This is a genomic window from Acinetobacter sp. WCHAc010034, assembly GCF_001696615.3.
GTDB lineage: Bacteria > Pseudomonadota > Gammaproteobacteria > Pseudomonadales > Moraxellaceae > Acinetobacter.
The window spans coordinates 1,567,165-1,585,237 of record NZ_CP032279.1; the positions used below are offsets into that span (position 1 = coordinate 1,567,165).

General features: G+C 46.5%; 21 protein-coding genes. 6 read left to right on the forward strand and 15 right to left on the reverse strand.

Annotation, left to right across the window (positions count from 1 at the left end):
• The 5 genes from BEN74_RS09155 to ispH all read right to left on the reverse strand — a co-directional run bounded on the left by BEN74_RS09155 (nt 1) and on the right by ispH (nt 3,834).
• Nucleotides 1-774, reverse strand: a complete 774-nt coding sequence (locus BEN74_RS09155; protein WP_068912844.1) for a pilus assembly protein PilX — start codon at nt 772-774, stop codon at nt 1-3.
• A complete protein-coding gene (locus BEN74_RS09160) occupies nt 771-1,778 on the reverse strand; it encodes a PilW family protein (protein WP_068912846.1) in 1,008 nt (335 codons plus the stop codon). The genes BEN74_RS09155 and BEN74_RS09160 overlap by 4 nt, the downstream gene beginning before the upstream one ends.
• Complete coding sequence (gene pilV, locus BEN74_RS09165; protein WP_068912849.1) at nt 1,778-2,284, reverse strand: type IV pilus modification protein PilV; 507 nt, start codon at nt 2,282-2,284, stop codon at nt 1,778-1,780. Before pilV ends, BEN74_RS09160 begins: the two co-directional genes overlap by 1 nt.
• Nucleotides 2,281-2,739 carry a GspH/FimT family protein gene (locus tag BEN74_RS09170; protein ID WP_322900142.1) on the reverse strand — a complete coding sequence of 153 codons (459 nt, stop codon included), beginning with the start codon at nt 2,737-2,739 and terminating at the stop codon, nt 2,281-2,283. The genes pilV and BEN74_RS09170 overlap by 4 nt, the downstream gene beginning before the upstream one ends.
• 144 nt (nt 2,740-2,883) lie before the next feature.
• Nucleotides 2,884-3,834 carry a 4-hydroxy-3-methylbut-2-enyl diphosphate reductase gene (ispH, locus tag BEN74_RS09175; protein WP_068912855.1) on the reverse strand — a complete coding sequence of 317 codons (951 nt, stop codon included), beginning with the start codon at nt 3,832-3,834 and terminating at the stop codon, nt 2,884-2,886.
• A 134-nt stretch (nt 3,835-3,968) separates the two neighbouring features.
• Here ispH and gmk point away from each other — a divergent pair, with 134 nt between their 5' ends.
• From gmk to bfr, 6 genes are all read left to right on the forward strand, one after another.
• Nucleotides 3,969-4,595, forward strand: a complete 627-nt coding sequence (gmk, locus tag BEN74_RS09180) for a guanylate kinase (protein ID WP_068912858.1) — start codon at nt 3,969-3,971, stop codon at nt 4,593-4,595.
• Nucleotides 4,596-4,671: 76 nt separating this feature from the next.
• Nucleotides 4,672-4,953 carry a DNA-directed RNA polymerase subunit omega gene (gene rpoZ, locus BEN74_RS09185; protein ID WP_005013174.1) on the forward strand — a complete coding sequence of 94 codons (282 nt, stop codon included), beginning with the start codon at nt 4,672-4,674 and terminating at the stop codon, nt 4,951-4,953.
• 216 nt (nt 4,954-5,169) lie between these two features.
• Nucleotides 5,170-7,275: a RelA/SpoT family protein gene (locus BEN74_RS09190; protein WP_068912861.1), complete on the forward strand. Its 2,106-nt coding sequence runs from the start codon at nt 5,170-5,172 to the stop codon at nt 7,273-7,275.
• 71 nt (nt 7,276-7,346) lie between these two features.
• Nucleotides 7,347-7,730, forward strand: coding sequence for a RidA family protein (locus BEN74_RS09195; RefSeq protein WP_068912863.1), 384 nt, complete (start codon nt 7,347-7,349; stop codon nt 7,728-7,730).
• Nucleotides 7,731-7,885: 155 nt separating this feature from the next.
• Nucleotides 7,886-8,080: a bacterioferritin-associated ferredoxin gene (locus tag BEN74_RS09200; protein ID WP_068912866.1), complete on the forward strand. Its 195-nt coding sequence runs from the start codon at nt 7,886-7,888 to the stop codon at nt 8,078-8,080.
• 246 nt (nt 8,081-8,326) lie between these two features.
• On the forward strand, nt 8,327-8,791 hold the full coding sequence (gene bfr, locus BEN74_RS09205) for a heteropolymeric bacterioferritin subunit Bfr (protein ID WP_068912868.1): 465 nt from the start codon (nt 8,327-8,329) through the stop codon (nt 8,789-8,791).
• 51 nt (nt 8,792-8,842) lie between these two features.
• Here bfr and tfpZ read toward each other — a convergent pair whose 3' ends face one another.
• The 10 genes from tfpZ to BEN74_RS09255 all read right to left on the reverse strand — a co-directional run bounded on the left by tfpZ (nt 8,843) and on the right by BEN74_RS09255 (nt 18,035).
• Nucleotides 8,843-9,571, reverse strand: coding sequence for a TfpX/TfpZ family type IV pilin accessory protein (gene tfpZ / locus BEN74_RS09210; protein WP_068912998.1), 729 nt, complete (start codon nt 9,569-9,571; stop codon nt 8,843-8,845).
• 59 nt (nt 9,572-9,630) lie between these two features.
• Nucleotides 9,631-10,059, reverse strand: coding sequence for a pilin (locus BEN74_RS09215; protein ID WP_068912870.1), 429 nt, complete (start codon nt 10,057-10,059; stop codon nt 9,631-9,633).
• A 165-nt stretch (nt 10,060-10,224) separates the two neighbouring features.
• Nucleotides 10,225-11,424, reverse strand: coding sequence for a serine hydrolase domain-containing protein (locus tag BEN74_RS09220; RefSeq protein ID WP_068912873.1), 1,200 nt, complete (start codon nt 11,422-11,424; stop codon nt 10,225-10,227).
• 16 nt (nt 11,425-11,440) lie between these two features.
• Nucleotides 11,441-12,472, reverse strand: a complete 1,032-nt coding sequence (locus BEN74_RS09225; protein WP_068912876.1) for a hypothetical protein — start codon at nt 12,470-12,472, stop codon at nt 11,441-11,443.
• Nucleotides 12,473-12,548: 76 nt separating this feature from the next.
• Nucleotides 12,549-13,004, reverse strand: coding sequence for a pilin (locus tag BEN74_RS09230; protein ID WP_068912879.1), 456 nt, complete (start codon nt 13,002-13,004; stop codon nt 12,549-12,551).
• A 212-nt stretch (nt 13,005-13,216) separates the two neighbouring features.
• A complete protein-coding gene (locus BEN74_RS09235) occupies nt 13,217-13,777 on the reverse strand; it encodes a TPM domain-containing protein (protein ID WP_068912881.1) in 561 nt (186 codons plus the stop codon).
• Nucleotides 13,771-14,841, reverse strand: coding sequence for a TPM domain-containing protein (locus BEN74_RS09240; protein ID WP_171404885.1), 1,071 nt, complete (start codon nt 14,839-14,841; stop codon nt 13,771-13,773). The genes BEN74_RS09235 and BEN74_RS09240 overlap by 7 nt, the downstream gene beginning before the upstream one ends.
• Nucleotides 14,842-14,859: 18 nt before the next feature.
• Nucleotides 14,860-15,450, reverse strand: a complete 591-nt coding sequence (locus tag BEN74_RS09245) for a LemA family protein (RefSeq protein WP_068912884.1) — start codon at nt 15,448-15,450, stop codon at nt 14,860-14,862.
• A 125-nt stretch (nt 15,451-15,575) separates the two neighbouring features.
• On the reverse strand, nt 15,576-16,457 hold the full coding sequence (locus tag BEN74_RS09250; RefSeq protein WP_068912886.1) for a metal-dependent hydrolase: 882 nt from the start codon (nt 16,455-16,457) through the stop codon (nt 15,576-15,578).
• Between the two features lie 156 nt (nt 16,458-16,613).
• On the reverse strand, nt 16,614-18,035 hold the full coding sequence (locus tag BEN74_RS09255; protein ID WP_068912887.1) for a glutamate synthase subunit beta: 1,422 nt from the start codon (nt 18,033-18,035) through the stop codon (nt 16,614-16,616).
• Nucleotides 18,036-18,073: the final 38 nt, after the last annotated feature.

Genomic DNA, 18,073 nt, shown 5'->3' on the forward strand with positions numbered 1-18,073 from the left:
TCAGTTAAATGCTTGAACAATGGTATATTCGGCAACTTGCGTGGTAAAAGGCACATTTAAGCGCGTTAAGCAGGCAGTCACACTCTCCCTGCTGGAAGCCGGAATAGTGGCAGCAGCGTCATCAGGCTCACTGACTTCATTCATTTGCATCGATAGGCAACCATTAATTTTGCTAGCCGAAGCAGAGCTTAAATTTGGCATAAGAGAAACCGAATAAACATTCACTTTTTCGGTCTCCTCAACTTTTGCAGTTTTGGCATATGTACCCCGCGCGGAATGCTGGAAAGGCTTTTCACTTGGCAATGAACTGTATTTGACTGAAACTTGCGTCATCACCACCTTGCGCCCGCTGGTAAAAAAGTTAGCGGAACTGTCTGCTGCTTTGCAGAAACCGTCTCCGCCTAAAGCCGTATTTCTGGGCGCAAGCTGCCCTGGAACCCAGTCCACAAGGCTTGCGCGCTGAATTTTAAAAAAATCTTTTTTTCCCTGATCCGCCCGATAGCAGAAAACCAATTCCTTATTTTTATTATTCACACCGCGTAAATATCCAAACATTCCGTCTCGCGCCATGTTGCGGATCACACTTTTCTGATCTTCCACCCTAAATAATGCAGCATCCGAGTTTTGCACCAAAAGCTGCTGCACCTGAGCATTTGTTGCAACATTTAACGAGACCATGCCTTGACGGATGGCCATGGTTCCAATAATGGTAATGATCACCAATAAAACCAGCACAACCATTAAAGTTGCGCCTTTTTGTGAAAACCTGCTCATGAACCGCGCCCTCCCAAAGCATTCCTCAAGGCTACTTCTTGAGATACAACCTGACGAACATATTTATTCTTATTTGCAGCTGATTTGACTTTAACTGCCTTATCCAATACTTGAAACTCCTGATCATTTTTTATAAGTTGATCAACGCCAACATTTGCATTTGAACGCACCAGCATGCCGATTTGCACCGCCATAATGCGGGGGCCTGTTGAAGCAAAGCCTGAAGTACCATCCAGATAATCTTTTACGGAAAGATAGCGGAATGTTCCATCAGCATTTTCAACACCTAAAAGAAAACGCAAATAATCCACCCGCTTCATGATGATTTCCCCAGCATCCCCATAACTACTGACCGCCACAGGACTGCCGGCAATTGGATAAAATCCCGCATCGCAGGCCAATGCTAAAGCCTTATTCGGTTCGCCAGAATCTTTATTAGCATCTTCCCTTAAAAAATAACGCTGAACAATAACTTGATTTGTTGTCGTAATTTCACGCCCTTCACAGTCAAAACCGCCGGCCTCTACTGGACGGTATTGAATCACTAGCTGATCACTGGCTAAATCTGCACCATTTGCCTGAACATTGCTTGCGCCACTCCAAGCCGGCGCTGTGCCTGCTGCCTGTCCAGAACTTCTGCTCAGCAAATTAACTTCAACACTTGGCCCAATTAATTTTTCATCTAAATTACTGAAAATATTCAATGTTCCAGTGCTATCAGTAATGCGCGCCGAAAATGAAGATGAAGTTAAAACCACCCCGCCTATATAAGATCGGTCATTTAAAACTGCATCCACAGCATCTAAATTTGCCAGCCGCACATCTTTAACTATATAGTCCAAACCGAAATTTGCATTGTCCTGAATATCTCCCGATCCCTGCTGAAGCATGTAGCTTTTTTGCCCAGTAATAAACAGCATACTGGCAGCAGCAACAATAATAAGCCCCAACATTAAAGAAATCATTAACTCGAGTAAGGTAAAACCTGCTTGCAGCTGCTTCATCAGTAAGACTCCATCACAATACAAGTTGAAGCTGCAACATAGCTTGTTCCGGTAGTGCAATTACCCTGACCATTGCCATCAGTTGCTGCTGTTTCTCCCCAAGCAACATAAATGCAATTTCGCGCATCACTGTTGCCTTCACAGGTGCGCATATTAATGCTCATCCCAACACTTGAAGCTTTTTTATACACCTGCTCCACATCAAAGTCCGCCAGTTCAACTTTACTGCAATTTTGCGTATAGCAATTTTTGGCGGAAACTTTCTGCTTGGCCGCATCTGAAGTTTCAGTTTGATATGTATCCGCCTGATCACGGTTCACACGAACCCTTTCAGATAGATCGCGCGCTAAATTCATAGCCTGCACCCGGTAAACAGCCTCCGTTGTTGCCTCAATTGACCTATACTGAAGCGCGACAAAGCCTAAAATCCCTACAGCCAGCAGCAAGAGTGCAACCAGCACTTCCATTAACCCCAGCCCTCTCTGACTTCCATATGAAGAATTCATGTGCAGCTCCCCTCGGCAACCAGCTGAATCGTGCCCATTCTTGTAATCGTAACTTTTTTAGAAGTATTGCCAGAAGCTTGATTGCAAATTTCAAATGTCATGTCAGCAGCAGAATTTACTAAACCATTTGGCCTAAATTCCACAGTATTGAGCGCAACGTTTTTTAGAACGGCTTTATCAGAAGGCTGCCAGCAATCTGGCTGATCTTCTGGAGCACACTTTGTTTTCAGCTTAACCGTAACGATTCTTCTCTCAAGAACCGCTTTAGCTTTCGCCTCTGTAAAGGTAGCAATCAAATCTCGGGCGCTTTTATTCATATTCTGCTTTATAAGCATATTGTTAAATGATGGAGCCGCCATCATCACAACAACCGCCATCACCGCCATCGTCACCATCAGCTCGATTAAAGTAAATCCCCCGCTTTTATGCATATGCCCCCCCAAAAACGCCAGCAAACTTTCACCCTATTGAAAATAATATCTATTAATTTTACAAAACAAACACAAATAAGGATGAAAGGTATAAAAAAACAGATCATTGCCAAAAAGCAATGATCTGTCAATTTTTTAAAAATATCAGAATGTTAAATACACTGCACTTTAGGCCTGAGTTATAGGAATGCGCAACTCTTTCGGCAAACTGAAGGTGATATTTTCTTCACGCCCGGACAGCTCCTGCGATGCAGATGCGCCCCAGTCCTGCAGGCGCTGAATCACCTGCTTAATCAGAATTTCCGGCGCTGACGCGCCCGCGGTTACGCCAATTTTTGCATTTTCCGCAAACCATTCCCGCTGCAGCTGATCAGCGTTATCGACCAAATAGGCATGCCTGCCCATGCGCTCCGCCAGCTCGCGCAGGCGGTTGGAATTTGATGAATTCGGCGAGCCCACCACTAAAACCACATCGCATTGCGCCGCCAAGTCGCGCACCGCATCCTGGCGGTTCTGAGTCGCATAGCAAATGTCATCTTTGCGCGGGCCTTGAATATGCGGGAATTTCTGACGCAAGGCGTCAATCACTTTGGCTGTATCATCAATTGACAAAGTAGTTTGGGTGACAAAGGCGACTTTTTCAGGATCGCGCACATTCAGCTCCGCCACATCCTGCTCATCTTCCACCAAATAAATAGAGCCGCCCTGCTTGACATCATACTGCCCCATGGTGCCTTCCACTTCAGGATGCCCTTCATGGCCAATCAGAATCGCTTCCACGCCTTCACGGGCATATTTAGTGACTTCAATATGCACCTTGGTCACCAGCGGGCAGGTCGCATCAAACACTTTCAGGCCGCGCCGCTCCGCCTCCAGCTGCACCGCTTTGGACACGCCGTGCGCGCTGAAAATCACAATATTGCCGTCCGGCACTTCATCCAGCTCATCGACAAAAACCGCTCCGCGCTGGCGCAAATCATCCACCACAAACTTGTTGTGCACCACTTCATGGCGCACATAAATCGGCGGATTGAAACACTCAAGGGCGCGGTTCACAATCGCAATGGCGCGGTCTACCCCTGCACAAAAACCACGCGGATTGGCCAATACAATTTCCATAGAACCCTCAATGTTCAATTCAATGCGGCAGACGGATGCAAAATAAATGCAAACAAAAGGACGCTTGGCTATTTTGTTTGCCGGCCGTCTGCTCTAAAATAGAGAAGATATTTTATCATATCAGGAAAAATATCATGTCGGGTCTCTTGTTTGTCGTTTCCGCTGCGTCGGGAACAGGCAAAACATCCCTCGTTAAAGCCCTACTTGAACGTGTCAACAATTTGCATGTTTCAGTTTCCCACACAACGCGCGGCCAGCGCCCTGGCGAACTCGACGGCGTCCATTATCATTTTTCCCAAAAAGAAGACTTTCTGGCTTTGGTCCAAGAAGGCGGATTTATTGAATATGCTGAAGTTTTCGGCAACTATTACGGCACGGCGCAGCGCACGGTAAAGGAACAGCTGGCCAAAGGCCATGACGTGCTGCTGGAAATTGACTGGCAGGGCGCTGAGCAGGTGCGCAGGCTTTTTCCTGAATCAAAGCAGATTTTCATTCTGCCGCCCAGCCAGTTTGACTTGCGCCAGCGCCTGTCCAACCGCGGCACAGACTCCGTAGAAGTTATTGAGCGCCGCCTGAGCTGCGCGGTTGAAGACATGCAGCAGTATGTCAATTTTGATTTCGTGATCATCAATGATGATTTCAACAAAGCCCTGCATGACCTGGAAGCGGTGATTATCGCCAACCGCCTGACGCTGAAGCAGCAGGCTGAGCGCCATCATGAGCTGATTCAGAAGCTGATTACCCCGGCCAGCGTTTTGTGATTAAAACTTGAGTCTGCAGGCAAAGCCTTTTATACTGCACAGTCTGTTAAAATTTACTGTTCAAACGAGAATTCTTATGGCACGCGTAACCGTTGAAGATTGTTTAGACCATGTAGACAACCGCTTTGAGCTTGTACTGGTGGCAAGCAAGCGCGCGCGTCAATTGGCACGTCAGGGCATTGAGCCGACTGTAGAGTGGGATAACGACAAGCCTACAGTTGTTGCGCTGCGTGAAATTGCTGAAGGCCATGTATCTAAAGATATTTTGAAACAGCGCGATCAGGACTACCAAGCTTCCAGCCTGGATCTTGCGCTTTCTGCAAATAACCTGAATTTAGACGGCTTTTCTTTCCAGTAAAATTGGCCGCCTCAAAAAGCCTAGTTTCAAACTAGGCTTTTTTTATTGCCCCGCCTTTTATATTTGCGCCGGAACAGTTATAAAGTAAGTCTAAAATGGTTTTCCTTTCCAACTTTTTTCACTTTTTTAAATGAAAAAATTGACAAGCTGTGCAATATGCATTTCATTAGAGGATTAGCTATTTCATTTGTAAAACTCAGCAGTAAAAGGTGTTCTATGCCAGGCCCAGAGGTCAGTCAAGCCAAGCAGCAGCTCAAAATGATTATCGGCGCTTATCTTTCTGAAAGCGAGGCCGATCGCGTGCTCGAAGCTTGCAGCTATGCCGATGCGGCGCATGACGGCGTCACCCGCAAAAGCGGCGAACCCTATATCCTGCACCCGATTGCGGTCAGCTGCATTCTGGCGCATATGCGCCTGGACGCTGAAACGCTGATGGCTGCGCTGCTGCATGATGTGATTGAAGATACCGATTTCAATAAAGACGACATCGCCGCCAAATTCGGCAAAACCGTTGCTGAACTGGTGGATGGCGTCACCAAGCTGAGCCACTCCAGCGACAAGGAATACAATAAGGCTGCCTCCTTCCGCAAAATCCTGCAGGCCACCCTGCAGGACCCGCGGGTGATCATCATCAAGCTGGCTGACCGCTACCACAACATGACCACGCTGGATGCCCTGCGCCCGGATAAGCGCGCCCGCATCGCCAAAGAAACCTTTGAAATTTTTGTGCCTATGGCGCGCCTGGTCGGCATGAATGAAATGGCCGATAACCTTGAGCACCTGTGCTATCAGAATCTTGATTTGGATATGTACAATAATGTTCAGGACGCCCTGCTGCAGACCAAGCCCAAACGCTGCGAATACCAGACCAAATGGGAAAATAACCTCGCCGCGCTGCTGCAGCAGCACCGCATTGCCGGCAGGATTAAAAAGAAAAACAACAATATTGAGCTGCTCCGGCACTTTGTGAAAAACGACATTGACCTGCAGGAACTGACCCACAGCCACGCCTTTGAAATCATCCTGCAGAGCATTGCCGACTGCGACCGGCTGGCGGATATTCTGCGCGGCAGCTTTCAGGTGCTGCATTACGAAGACCACATCCGCCGGCCGCTGCCGGGCGGCAACCAGTCCTTAATGATGCGCCTGAAAGGCGAAGAAACCACGCTGTCGCTGACTATTCAAACCGAATTGATGCGCAAGGCCGCCCGCTTTGGCGTGGTGCTGGGCGAAAATGCGCCGCAGGCCTGCCGCTCAGCCATTCAGGCCTCCATGCAGAATCTGAATGTGCTGGCGGGCGGCGAATGCGCCAAAACCACCTTCAATGAGCTGCTGGATTACCTGCATCAGGAAAAAATCTGGGTCTATACTCCGCATGGCCACCTGCATGAGCTGCCGCAGGGCGCGACAGCCGTGGATTTCGCCTATTCCGCCAGCCTGTTCCTCGGCAACCATGCCGTCGGCGCGAAAATCAACGGCGAAACCAAGCCGTTGTCCACCCCCCTGCAAAGCGGACAGGTCGTCGAAATCATTACCGATGTCCTGGCCACGCCCAATCCGGACTGGCTCAGCTTCATCAACACCCAGAAAGCCCGGCGCGCGCTGCAGAACATTCTGCGCGATCAGGACATTGACGAGCAGCGCCTGGTGGGCCAGCAGGCGCTGAACAGAGCGCTGAAGCTGTTCAACCGCTCAGTGAAGGATCTGACCGCTGCCGACTGGAAAAATCTGCTGGAATGGCGCCATCTGGACAATCCGGACCGCCTGTATGAGCAGATTGCGGTGGGCGACCTGCTGCCTCAGCTGGTGGCCAACCACCTATTCGCGCAGGATGCACCGCAGCAGCCGGCAGATTCTGACCGCCTGATTCAGGGTACGGAAGGCATTGACGTCAAGTATGCGCACTGCTGCAATCCTGTGCTGGGCGACCAGATTCAGGGCCATTTATCGCGGCGCGGCCTGATTGTGCACCGCACCCGCTGCCGCAACCTGCTGCATGAGCAGCACCTGCATCCTGAAAATATCATGCCGCTGCAGTGGAATTCGGAAGATATTGACGATATCAGCTTCAGCGCCTATCTCAGCATCAATATCCATATGAATGACGAGCAGATTTCCGAGCTGATCTACCAGTGCCGCAAGGAAAAAGTCGGCGTGGAATCGGTGCGCGCGCATGAGGACAAAACCTATGTCAATATTGTGGTGCATGACCGCAAGCAGATTGCCGAAGTCATCCGCAATTTGCGCATGCATTTCGGCTTTCCGCGCGTCACCCGCCTTGCGCAGCCCCTGAACGCTGCCGAAACCCCTATAGCCAGTTGATTATTCCGATTAAGCAGGCGCATCGCCTGCCGATCGGGTATGATATCTGAAGAGAATATAAGGAGAAATCAATGTCCCGCCAAGTTATCCATACTGAAAATGCGCCCGCTGCGATCGGCACGTATTCCCAGGCCATCCTCGCCGGCAATACCCTGTATCTTTCCGGCCAGATTGGCTTAGACCCGTACAGCATGGAACTGGTGGAAGGCATTGAAGCGCAGATCCGGCGCGTATTTGACAATTTAAAAGCGGTCTGCGAAGCAGCCGGCGGCGCCTTGGCGGACATCGCCAAGCTGAATATTTTCCTGACCGACCTTTCGCACTTCCAGCTGGTCAACCAGATTATGGGCGAATACTTTGCGCAGCCTTACCCTGCCCGCGCTGCGCTGGGCGTGGCCAGCCTGCCTAAGGGCGCGCTGGTGGAAATGGACGGCATCGTTATTATCAATCAATAACTTAAGCCATGCACAAAAATACCGCCGATCAGGCGGTGTTTTTTTATTCAAAATCCCAATCGCGCTGATGGATTTTTAAAATGATTTTTATTGACAAACGATAACAATTATCAATAATATTACTTATCCTATTTAATCATTGTGGCTGTGTATCCATGTACGTTTGCCTGTGCCGCGGTATTACCGATCAAGACATTAAAGACGCTGTTGCCAATGGCGCAGAGAGCTACCGCGAAGTGCGCGATATGCTTGACCTAGGCACCTGCTGCGGGCGCTGCGCGCCGGAAGCGCGGGCAATCATCAGCGATGAAGTTTCCCAAATCGCCGCGCGCCTGGCGGTTGCAGCCTGATTCTATAATCATCATGATAAATTCAATGATCTGATGATCATCCTTTCTTTCCCGCTCCAAACCGCTTTATATTCTCCTGCCCTCCCGTTGCACCTCAACCGCCTTGCAAAGCTATGGTTTTGATTGCGATTTTCATTTGCTGTTCAATAAATTACTCGCCATCAGCGCTGATCTTGTTTAAGATTATTCCAATACAGTTTTGATTGCCTTAGACTTTTAAGGCAAAGTGTCTGATGGAGCAAGTCAATGAAAGGCAATCGCGATGTAATCAATCAGTTGAATCAGGTGCTTTACCATCATTTAACTGCAATCAACCAGTATTTTCTGCATTCGCGCATGTTTAATGACTGGGGCATTGAGCAGCTCGGTTCAGCGGAATACAAGGAATCGATCCGCCAGATGAAGCATGCGGATAAAATCATTGAGCGCATTTTATTTTTAGAAGGCCTGCCGAACCTGCAGCATTTGGGTAAGCTGTATATTGGCCAGCACACGCTGGAAGTTCTGAATTGCGATGTGCGCAAAGTCAAAGAGAACATCGACGCTATTCAAAAAGCTGTGGCTTTGGCTGAACAGACGCTGGATTATGTGACCCGTGATCTGGTTCAGGAAATTTTAGAAAAAGAAGAAGAGTATCTGGACTGGACCACAACGCAGCTGGATTTAGCGGAGACTGTGGGGATTGAGAATTATATTCAGAGCAGAATTTAAGCCGATATAAAAAATGCCAGATCGGTCATCTGGCATTTTTATGCATAAAGCTCAATTCCACGGCCTTAAATCAACAATCTTTATAACCTCTGCATTTTCTTTATTTATTAATACAACCATATCCGTATCTACTGCAGAAAGTGGCAACCAAGCATTGGCCTGAGGATATTGAATTAAAATATTATTAACCTCTTCTTCCTTATTAAACTTATTTAATATTGATAACTCTTGCGCCCCCTTAATTAAACGATCTTTTTCATTCTTCAGTGCAGTATATCTTTCTGGACGATATGAAGCGGATATACCTGTTTCCAGTTCTTCAAATAAATATTTATTTTGTTCTTCCACTGTCTTACCTGATACCGCTGCCACAAACTGAGGGGTAAACCAAGATGGAGCTTTATAATCAGATTTTATATTCCGATCAGAATTAATATCATTATTTCTGACTAACTCAAAACGGTCTCCCGTCTGAACAAGCCATACGGGCCGTGCCTGTGTGATATTGTATAGACCATACATTAGCGCTACAATTTGTACAATTATAATAATTGCCAAATCCATTTTTAAAGTCTTCTTGCCTTCTTTATAAACAATAAAACCCAAAACTGGCCCAAGAATTACATCAATAACTAATAGCATAAAAAAAATATGCGTCACTCCAACTGCTTTTGCAAGTGGAGTCGGATACCATATAAAAAAAACACATAAAACAATAAGCAATGCAATAGCAGAAGATACTAGAAGATGTGACAAAAAAAACTTTAAGCGCTTTGACATGAGATAAAAAACATCACAAAAAACTTTAAATAGAATAATATACTGAACTGCGTAAATTTTTAAATACAATCTATAGGTTTAAAGCGATTTTCTACGTTAGCTGAAGTTCTGCATTGCCACACACCAGCAGCATCTCTATTCAAATATACAACCCCGCCACTCAATATTGGTGCTACATTTTTAAGTTCACAAACCAACGCCTGATCAGCATTACCTAAATTATTAGGTGCATTCACTGCATATTTACACCTATGTGATTGCTGATCAGAGAAAAACATATTTGGAACTGTAAAATTACTGCTTCCAGATGCAGAACTATTATTAATAATTAATTCATATTGCGGTTTTGCTCCATTCAGTTCTGCAACAGCAGCCATCACTTGAGATTTAGCAATATAATTCTGATAAATTGGTACAGCTATAGCCGCAAGAATACCAATGACTGCGATTACAATCATTAATTCTATAAATGTAAAGCCCTTATTCATCTTAGAACTCAACCAGAAGCTATTTAGTTAAACTAACAAAGCAAATAGTATGCCTAAAAAAATTTTATAAAAAAAACAAATATTTAAAAAATAAAGAATCTAAACCTTATATAAGTCCTAACAATTTTACGCACATAGTGCCAATAATTATTCTTCAGCGCGACTCTAGCTAAATATTTTATAAAAATGCTTCTCTAATAAATTTTCATCATAACCATGATCATACAAAGACGAACCATTACCAACCCAGACAATCACTTCATTATTTTGAGTTATCATGGCCAAAGACGTAACTGCAGGCAATCCCCCATTCCTAAAATATAAAACAGGTGCTTTCTTACTGGCACGATACTGCCACATAGCATAACCATTGCATGATTTGAATAGATAAATATTGCAGTCAGCTAAAGTTTGTGAATCTATAGAAAGTAGATTAAACGGTTTATTATGCAACATCTCACTCATTAGAAGTGCTAATTGTTTAGCACTTCCCGATAAACCAGCAGATGAGGAAAGTGCCTTAAAATCAAAATTATTATCATCTGATTCCATCCAAAAATCATTATTTCTGAAATCATATTGCACTTCATCTAGAAAATAGGCCCCATCAACAAACTTAATATTTCTAGCATTAAGCGCGTAATGCTGATTTATGTAACTGCGATAATCCTGTTTCACTGTGCGCTCAAGCACCACCCCTAAAAGGCAATAATTCCTATTATCATAAGCATACCGTTGCTTTGGCTCAAAATCCAGTTTCAACGTCGCTAATTCAGCTAATCTATAAGGGCACCATGATCTTTTATTCTGGGAAAAAACTACATCTTCACTGCGCATCCGATCAAATCCAGAACGGTGTTCCAATAAATCAGCTATGGTGATCTGCTGAATTCGCGGATCCCTAAATACTTGGTATTTTAATTCAGGAAAAAAATCAATCATTTTGTCAGTAAGTTTAAGCTGTCCCTCATTTATCAACTGTAATATCGCATTACTCGTGACAATCTTAGTAAGGCTTGCGTACCGAAAACGATTATTTTCTGAAAGGTATTCAGAAAATAAAGCTGTTTTTTTCCAACCGCTTTGACAAGCATGAAGTTGATTATTTTGATCTATATATGCCAGCTGATTTGATAAATTCTTCTGATTTATAATAATATATTCAAGGCTATTGAACATCCATTCTGGCGCCTTCCTATCGCAACTAATACTATATACAGCTAACCGTGCTTGAAATGGATAAATCAATCGCCAAAATCCTACACGATCAATAAGAGTGAAGTGTGCTGTTAAAAATACAGCTATAATTAAAATTACAACAACAGTTGCTTTTTTTAAGACTTCAGATAAAAGACATCTATTCATAATCTGCACTAAAAGACTAAACAGACTTAAACTTTAAATATTTTCGAACATTAGGATTATCCCCTCTCCACATTACACTATCTATAAAATAATGATGTATATTTATAAAAAAAATAAATGATATCAAAAATAAATTAGGTGTAATATTAGGCGCCAAAGGTAAAAATTTATCTAGAGCACTTGGTATAAATTCAAAAAATAATGCACCAAGAATGAATGCCCCCCCCCACCACGACAACCAGCCTTTTAGTCCTGATTGATCTTTTTCAATTTTATTCTTTGTATAAGCTCCTGAAAATAAAAAATATTGCAATGAATGAAAAAAAGGAATCATATAAAAATATATTTCATTCCAAAAAACTGGAGAGAGCCAGACAAATATAACAATAATAGGAGTTAAAGCAATTATATTTGGAAGTGCTTTTTTTGAAAAATAACGATACCCCATTAATCCTAAAAAGGCCATAATACCCAGCAAAGAGAGCCATTTCATTAGCGTTGCAAATGGTAATAAAATTGGGAAAAAATGATACTCCAACCCCCAGTAATTTTTAAATTCTCCAGATGTAAATAACTTCAAAAATGAAAAGAACCATAATGGATATAATGAGTATTTTATAATATTTTTCTCAGTTTCACTGTAATATAAATTATTACCTGCAGAATACACAATAAAACATCCATATGCCTGCTTAATATAATGCCATCCAACTAAAAAAAACATAGTAAATAGCATAAATAAAAAAGAAATTTTACTAGAAAAAATAAAACCATATATCAAAATAAAAAATAAAAATACAGGAACAACAATTCCAGCAAATAAAAATTTATCGGGTTTTAATATATTAATTTCTGCAGAACTATAAAATAACTCATAACTTATCATAAAATGTGGTGAGTTTACAAAAAAAGCCAAAACAAACACCCAAAATACAATATCAAATGTAGCAGGAATATCTAATAATAAAGTTAGAAAATATGCAAATAATGCTCCGCCACCTATAAGAAAAAAATCAATTTTAGGCGAAATCAAAAAATATTTTTTCATAGATTTTAAATTCCCAAATAGAGAAAAAGCAGTCTAAAAGACTGCTTTTTCTCTATTTAAATAACTGCTTCTATTTTTAAGAAGTCGGAGCAGCAGCAGTACCGCTACAGCCAGCTGGCTTATATTTAGCATCAACATCTGTCGTACAAGTCCAAGTCCCTGTTGCACCAGCTCTGGTCCATGTTAACTTTTTAGTTTTAATTGCTTGTGCTGCATTAGCACCAAAAGTTGCAACAAGCGTCGAATCCGCTGCTGCAGTAGCACCGAATGTAGCCACTAAGCCAGTTTGCAGTGTTTTCGCACCCAACAAGTTACTACTTGTCCAACCAAATTCACAAGCATTGTCAGCAATACCGTCATTAATGCAAGTTTCAGCAGCTGTCTTCATTGCCCCCACTTCAGACATCACACGGCTAACTTGAGATTTAGCGATATAGTTTTGGTATTGAGGAATCGCAATTGCAGCAAGAATACCGATAATCGCAACAACGATCATTAATTCAATAAGAGTGAAACCCTTTTGAGCGTTCATAACATTCTCCACAAATGTTTATATTTAATTATTAAGCTTAAAAAAGCATGTTAGCTTGTTTTATAAAAAGCACTATTCATGCCAAGAATGATTATAAATAAATTATCAAAAAAAACAGCACTTTAAAAAAATATTTTTCTTTTTATAGCTTTTTTGTTGTTTTATGTGTTTAAAAGTGACAACGAATGTCACTATTTACCCAATATTAACACTCATCTTAGAATAATCGGCGAATCTGACAGCTCATTTTTCTGATCCGGAACTGCATGCTGATAAAACTCAGCCAGTACTTTGCCGATTTCAAACACCCCCTGCACCATGGCCTTGCGGTACTGCTGCTGCTTCATCTGCTCAACCACTATAAAACAGATGCCATCCCAGACCGGCTGCTGCGTGGCTTTTTGGATGCCCCGGTCAATCACTATTTCCACTTTGCGCTCGCATAGGTTCAGATACAGCAGCACGCCGCTGTTCAGCTCAGTATCCCAGACACCCAGTTCAGCAAACAGCTGCTCCGCGCGCCCCCGCACATCCTGATAATAGGCCTGATGCGCAGGAATATGCCCTTCAATCACCACCTGAATTTCGCCAATATGGCCCTGTTCCGCCTGCTCGACTGCATGCGCAATAGCATGCTGATCCTGCTTGCTGAAATAGCGCTTGGCTGCAGGCATATACATGAAGTGCCTGAACCAGCGCTTGAAGCTGGGCCTGCTTACTTCCTCAGCCTTCGGCTGCGTGACAACCGCTGTTGTTTCTGATTTGGTTACCATGAGCCCGATGCGCCTCCTCCGCCAAAACCGCCGCCCCCGCCGCGGTAGCCTCCGCCGCCGCCAAATCCGCCACCCGAACCGCCGCCGCGGCCTCCGCCGGAAGCCAAAACTGCCTGAAAGATGACTTGCGCAAGCGCAGTAATCAATAAAAAGAATATTCCGCCGCCAATCAGCAGGCTGGTGAGCAGGCCAGCGCCATTGACCAGTCCGGCAGTCACGCCGGCAACCGCAGCCGTGGCTGCGCTCAGGCGCCTGCCGAAAATATATGAGCCGATAATGCCGGCTATCAGAATGAACAGCGCGGTGCTGAAGGTTTTTTCTCTGGCCTGCTGCTCATGCAGCACCTGCTCCTGACGCTCTTTCAGCGCCTGAGCCGCTTGGGCCGCCACCTCAGGGTCCATATTCAGGATTTTTTCAATTTCATCCAGCCCGGACTGAATGCCTTGCGCATACTGATTCTGCTTAAAATACGGCGTGATCTGATTGCGGATGATCCGGCTGAGCACAATATCCGGCAGCACGCCTTCCAGGCCGTAACCGGATAAAATCTGCATGCGGCGGTCATTGACCGCAACCGCCATCAGCAGGCCATTGTCCTGCTTGGCCGAACCGAGCTGCCACTGTTCAGCAGCCCGCATGGCAAAGCCGAAGATGTCTTCCTGCCCTGTCGTTGGAACAATAATAATGCCGACCTGCGCTTTGCCTGATTCATGCAGCTGCAGAATTTTCCGGCTGATCGCCTGCTTTTCCGCAGCCGACAGCAGATTGGCCTGATCAATAACCGGCTCATTCAGGGTCGGCAAAGCGCGGATGGATTGCCCATCCGCCATATCATCAGCAATTTCAGGTGAAGAAGCCACTGCAGCCGGATTGGCCGGCGCTGGCTGCGCGTTCTTGCCCTGCTGCGCTTGAATGACTGCTCCGGCAGCTGCAGTTTCAGCCGCGCCATCCGCGGCCGCGGTTTCACTCCAGGCAGAACCGCTCAGGCTCAGCAGGCAGGCTGCAAAGATCAACTGTAGCCCGGTTGCCCTGCTGCGCAGCTTCAATCCTTCAAGCATCAGCATTCCTCATGATGGGATCAATCAGTCAAATGAAACCTTCGGCGCATTCTGCGCGCCCTGCTCCGCGCTGAAGTTCGGCTTGGTGTCCATGCCGATGACTTTAGCCGTCATCACTTGCGGGAACTGGCGCGCATAGGAGTTGAAATCCTGCACTGTGGCGATATAGCGGTTGCGCGCGACCGCAATCCGGTTCTCGGTGCCTTCCAGCTGGGCCTGCAGGTCCCTGAACTGCTCATTGGCTTTTAGATCCGGATAATTTTCAGAAACAGCAATCAGGCGCGACAGCGCGCTGGTCATCTGCGCCTGCGCTTCCTGATATTTCTGGAATAAGGCCGGATCTTCCAGCACCTGCTTATCGACCTTCAAGCCGGCAACATTGGCGCGGGCCTGCGTCACTTCCGTCAGCACCTGCTCCTCATGCTTGGCATAGCCTTTGACCACATTGACCAGATTCGGCACCAGATCGGCGCGGCGCTGATACTGGTTCTGCACCTCAGACCAGGCCGCCGTCACCGCTTCATCTTTGACCTGCAGCGTGTTGTAGCCGCAGCCGCTCAATGTCAGCGTGCCAGCCAATGCAATGGCCAATGCACTGTTTTTTATTAAGTTCATCTGCCTTTTTCCTCGAGCATTTATTTGTATTTGTTTGAGTATTTTTCCATTCTAGCGCTATTTCCTGCAGATGCTGTTTCTTTTTTTTAATGGCTTTTCATTGAATTGGCCCCAAATATCCTGCTTCAGCCGCATGGCGCAGGCCTCAGCTCCTGCTGAAAGCTTTCGAGCTGATAATCATCCGCCAGCCGTGCTTTCCAGTACTGCAGAATTTTGCCGTAATCAATTTCAGCCGGGTGAAAGCCTTTTTTATAATAGGCCAGATATTCAGGCATCAGCTGAATCAGCATTTTTGCCAGAAAATAACCGCCAAAAAGATTGCCGCCGATTTTCGGCAGGCTGTTGCGCTTATCCTGCATGAATAATCTGGCAGCCGAATACAGCGCGAGGCTGGCAAAGCCGGTGGTAACGCGGCGCATCATCCGCCGGCGGATCTGATCATCGCCATACACCGCCTGATAGACATCAAATGCGACCGCGCGGTGCTCAATTTCTTCAATCGCGTGCCAGATCCAGAGCTTGGCCGCCTCATGATCCAGTGCGTGCAGCGCATCCGGATGGCGCAGGATATAGCCGCCCAGCAGCGCGGTGAAATGCTCAAAGGCGCAGGTAATGGCCAGCTGAATTTCAGGAGGCAGGCTTTTCACGTAGCGGTCTTTGCGCGCCAGCCATGCCTGAAAGCGGTCTAAATTGTAGTCATCGCTGCGCCACGCCGCATTAAATTCCGCATGCGCTTTGGAATGCATAGCTTCCTGGCCGATAAAGGCCGCGATTTGCGCCTGCAGCTGCTGATCCTGCACCTGGGCGCGCACGTTGCGCACGCTGTGCACAAAAAACTGCTCGCCAACCGGAAAGGTCGAGGACAATGCGGTAAAAAAATGCGACAGCAGCGGCGAGTTGGCAAAATAATGCCGCCGGATCGCTTTGGGATTGAAGCGCAGCCGGCGCACGCTGATGCCGATGGCGCTGGGGCGGTTTTGATAGGGTTTTCGCGCTGCTTCAGTCATCTGCTGATTCCTGAATTTAAATCCGGATGCCCAGTATGCGTCCGGGCTGCGGCTTAAGATATGGCGGAAGCGCTTGCCGGATTAGCGGAAAAGCTCAAAAAGCCCCATTAAAAAAACCCGCCGAAGCGGGTTTTTATTGAAGGCTGGAAATCCGGATCAGAGATCCAGGTAATCCAGAATGCCTTCAGCAGCCTGGCGGCCTTCCCAGATGGCTGTCACCACCAAGTCTGAACCGCGCACCATATCGCCGCCGGCAAAGATTTTCGGATTGGAAGTCTGGAACTTGAATTCCTGCTGTTCGGCAGCCACAACACGGCCCGAACCATCCAGATTCACCTTCACATCGGCAAACCAGTCCGCTGGGCTGGTGCGGAAACCGAAGGCCAAAAGCACCGCATCCGCAGGCAGAATTTCTTCTGAACCCGGAATCGGCTCCGGGCTGCGGCGGCCGCGGCTGTCCGGCTCACTCAGCTGCGTAGTGACAAATTTAACTCCGGTCACTTTGCCGTTTTCGCCGACAATTTCGATAGGCTGACGGTTAAAGAGGAAATTCACCCCTTCTTCATAGGCATTTTTTACTTCACGCGCGGAACCCGGCATATTGTTCTGATCGCGGCGGTATGCGCAAGTGACTTCCCGCGCACCCTGGCGCAATGAAGTGCGGTTGCAGTCCATTGCGGTATCGCCGCCGCCGAGAACAACAACTTTTTTGCCATCGACACTGATGTATTCGCTTGGGTCTTTCTCCCAGCCTTGGCAGCGGTTGACGTTGGCGATCAGGAAATCCAGAGCGTCATAGACGCCGTCCAGATCTTCGCCCGGGAAACCGCCTTTCATGTAGGTGTAGGTTCCCATCCCCATGAACACGGCATCGTATTCCGCCAGCAATTGCTCGATGGTGACATCTGCGCCGATTTCAGTATTCAAGCGGAATTCAATGCCCATGCCGGTGAAAATTTCACGGCGGCGCTTCATCACGTCTTTTTCCATTTTAAATTCAGGAATGCCGAAAGTCAGCAGGCCGCCAATTTCAGGGCGCTTGTCAAATACCACCGGCTTAACCCCGTTGCGCACCAAAATATCCGCACAGCCCAGGCCGGCCGGGCCGGCGCCGATAATCGCAACCTTTTTATCGCTCCATTTCACCGCAGACATATCTGGACGCCAGCCCAAAGCAAAGGCGGTGTCGTTGATGTATTTTTCCGCATTGCCGATGGTCACTGCGCCAAAGCCGTCATTCAGGGTGCAGGCGCCTTCACATAAGCGGTCCTGCGGGCAAACGCGGCCGCAGACTTCCGGCAGAGTATTGGTTTGATGGCAAAGTTCCGCAGCCTGGAAAATCCGGCCTTCCGCAATCAGCTTCAGCCAGTTCGGAATATAGTTATGCACCGGGCATTTCCATTCACAGTACGGGTTGCCGCAGCCCAAACAGCGGTGGGTCTGATTGGCGGCGATTTCCGCGGTAAATGGCTTGTAGATCTCCACAAACTCTGCTTTGCGGACAGTAATATCTTTTTTCTCTGGATCTTGGCGTGCTACATCCAGGAATTGAAAGTCATTGTTTAGGCGTTCTGCCATGTCTCTCTCCGTGGGTAGGCGCAGGCATTTTCTGCTCT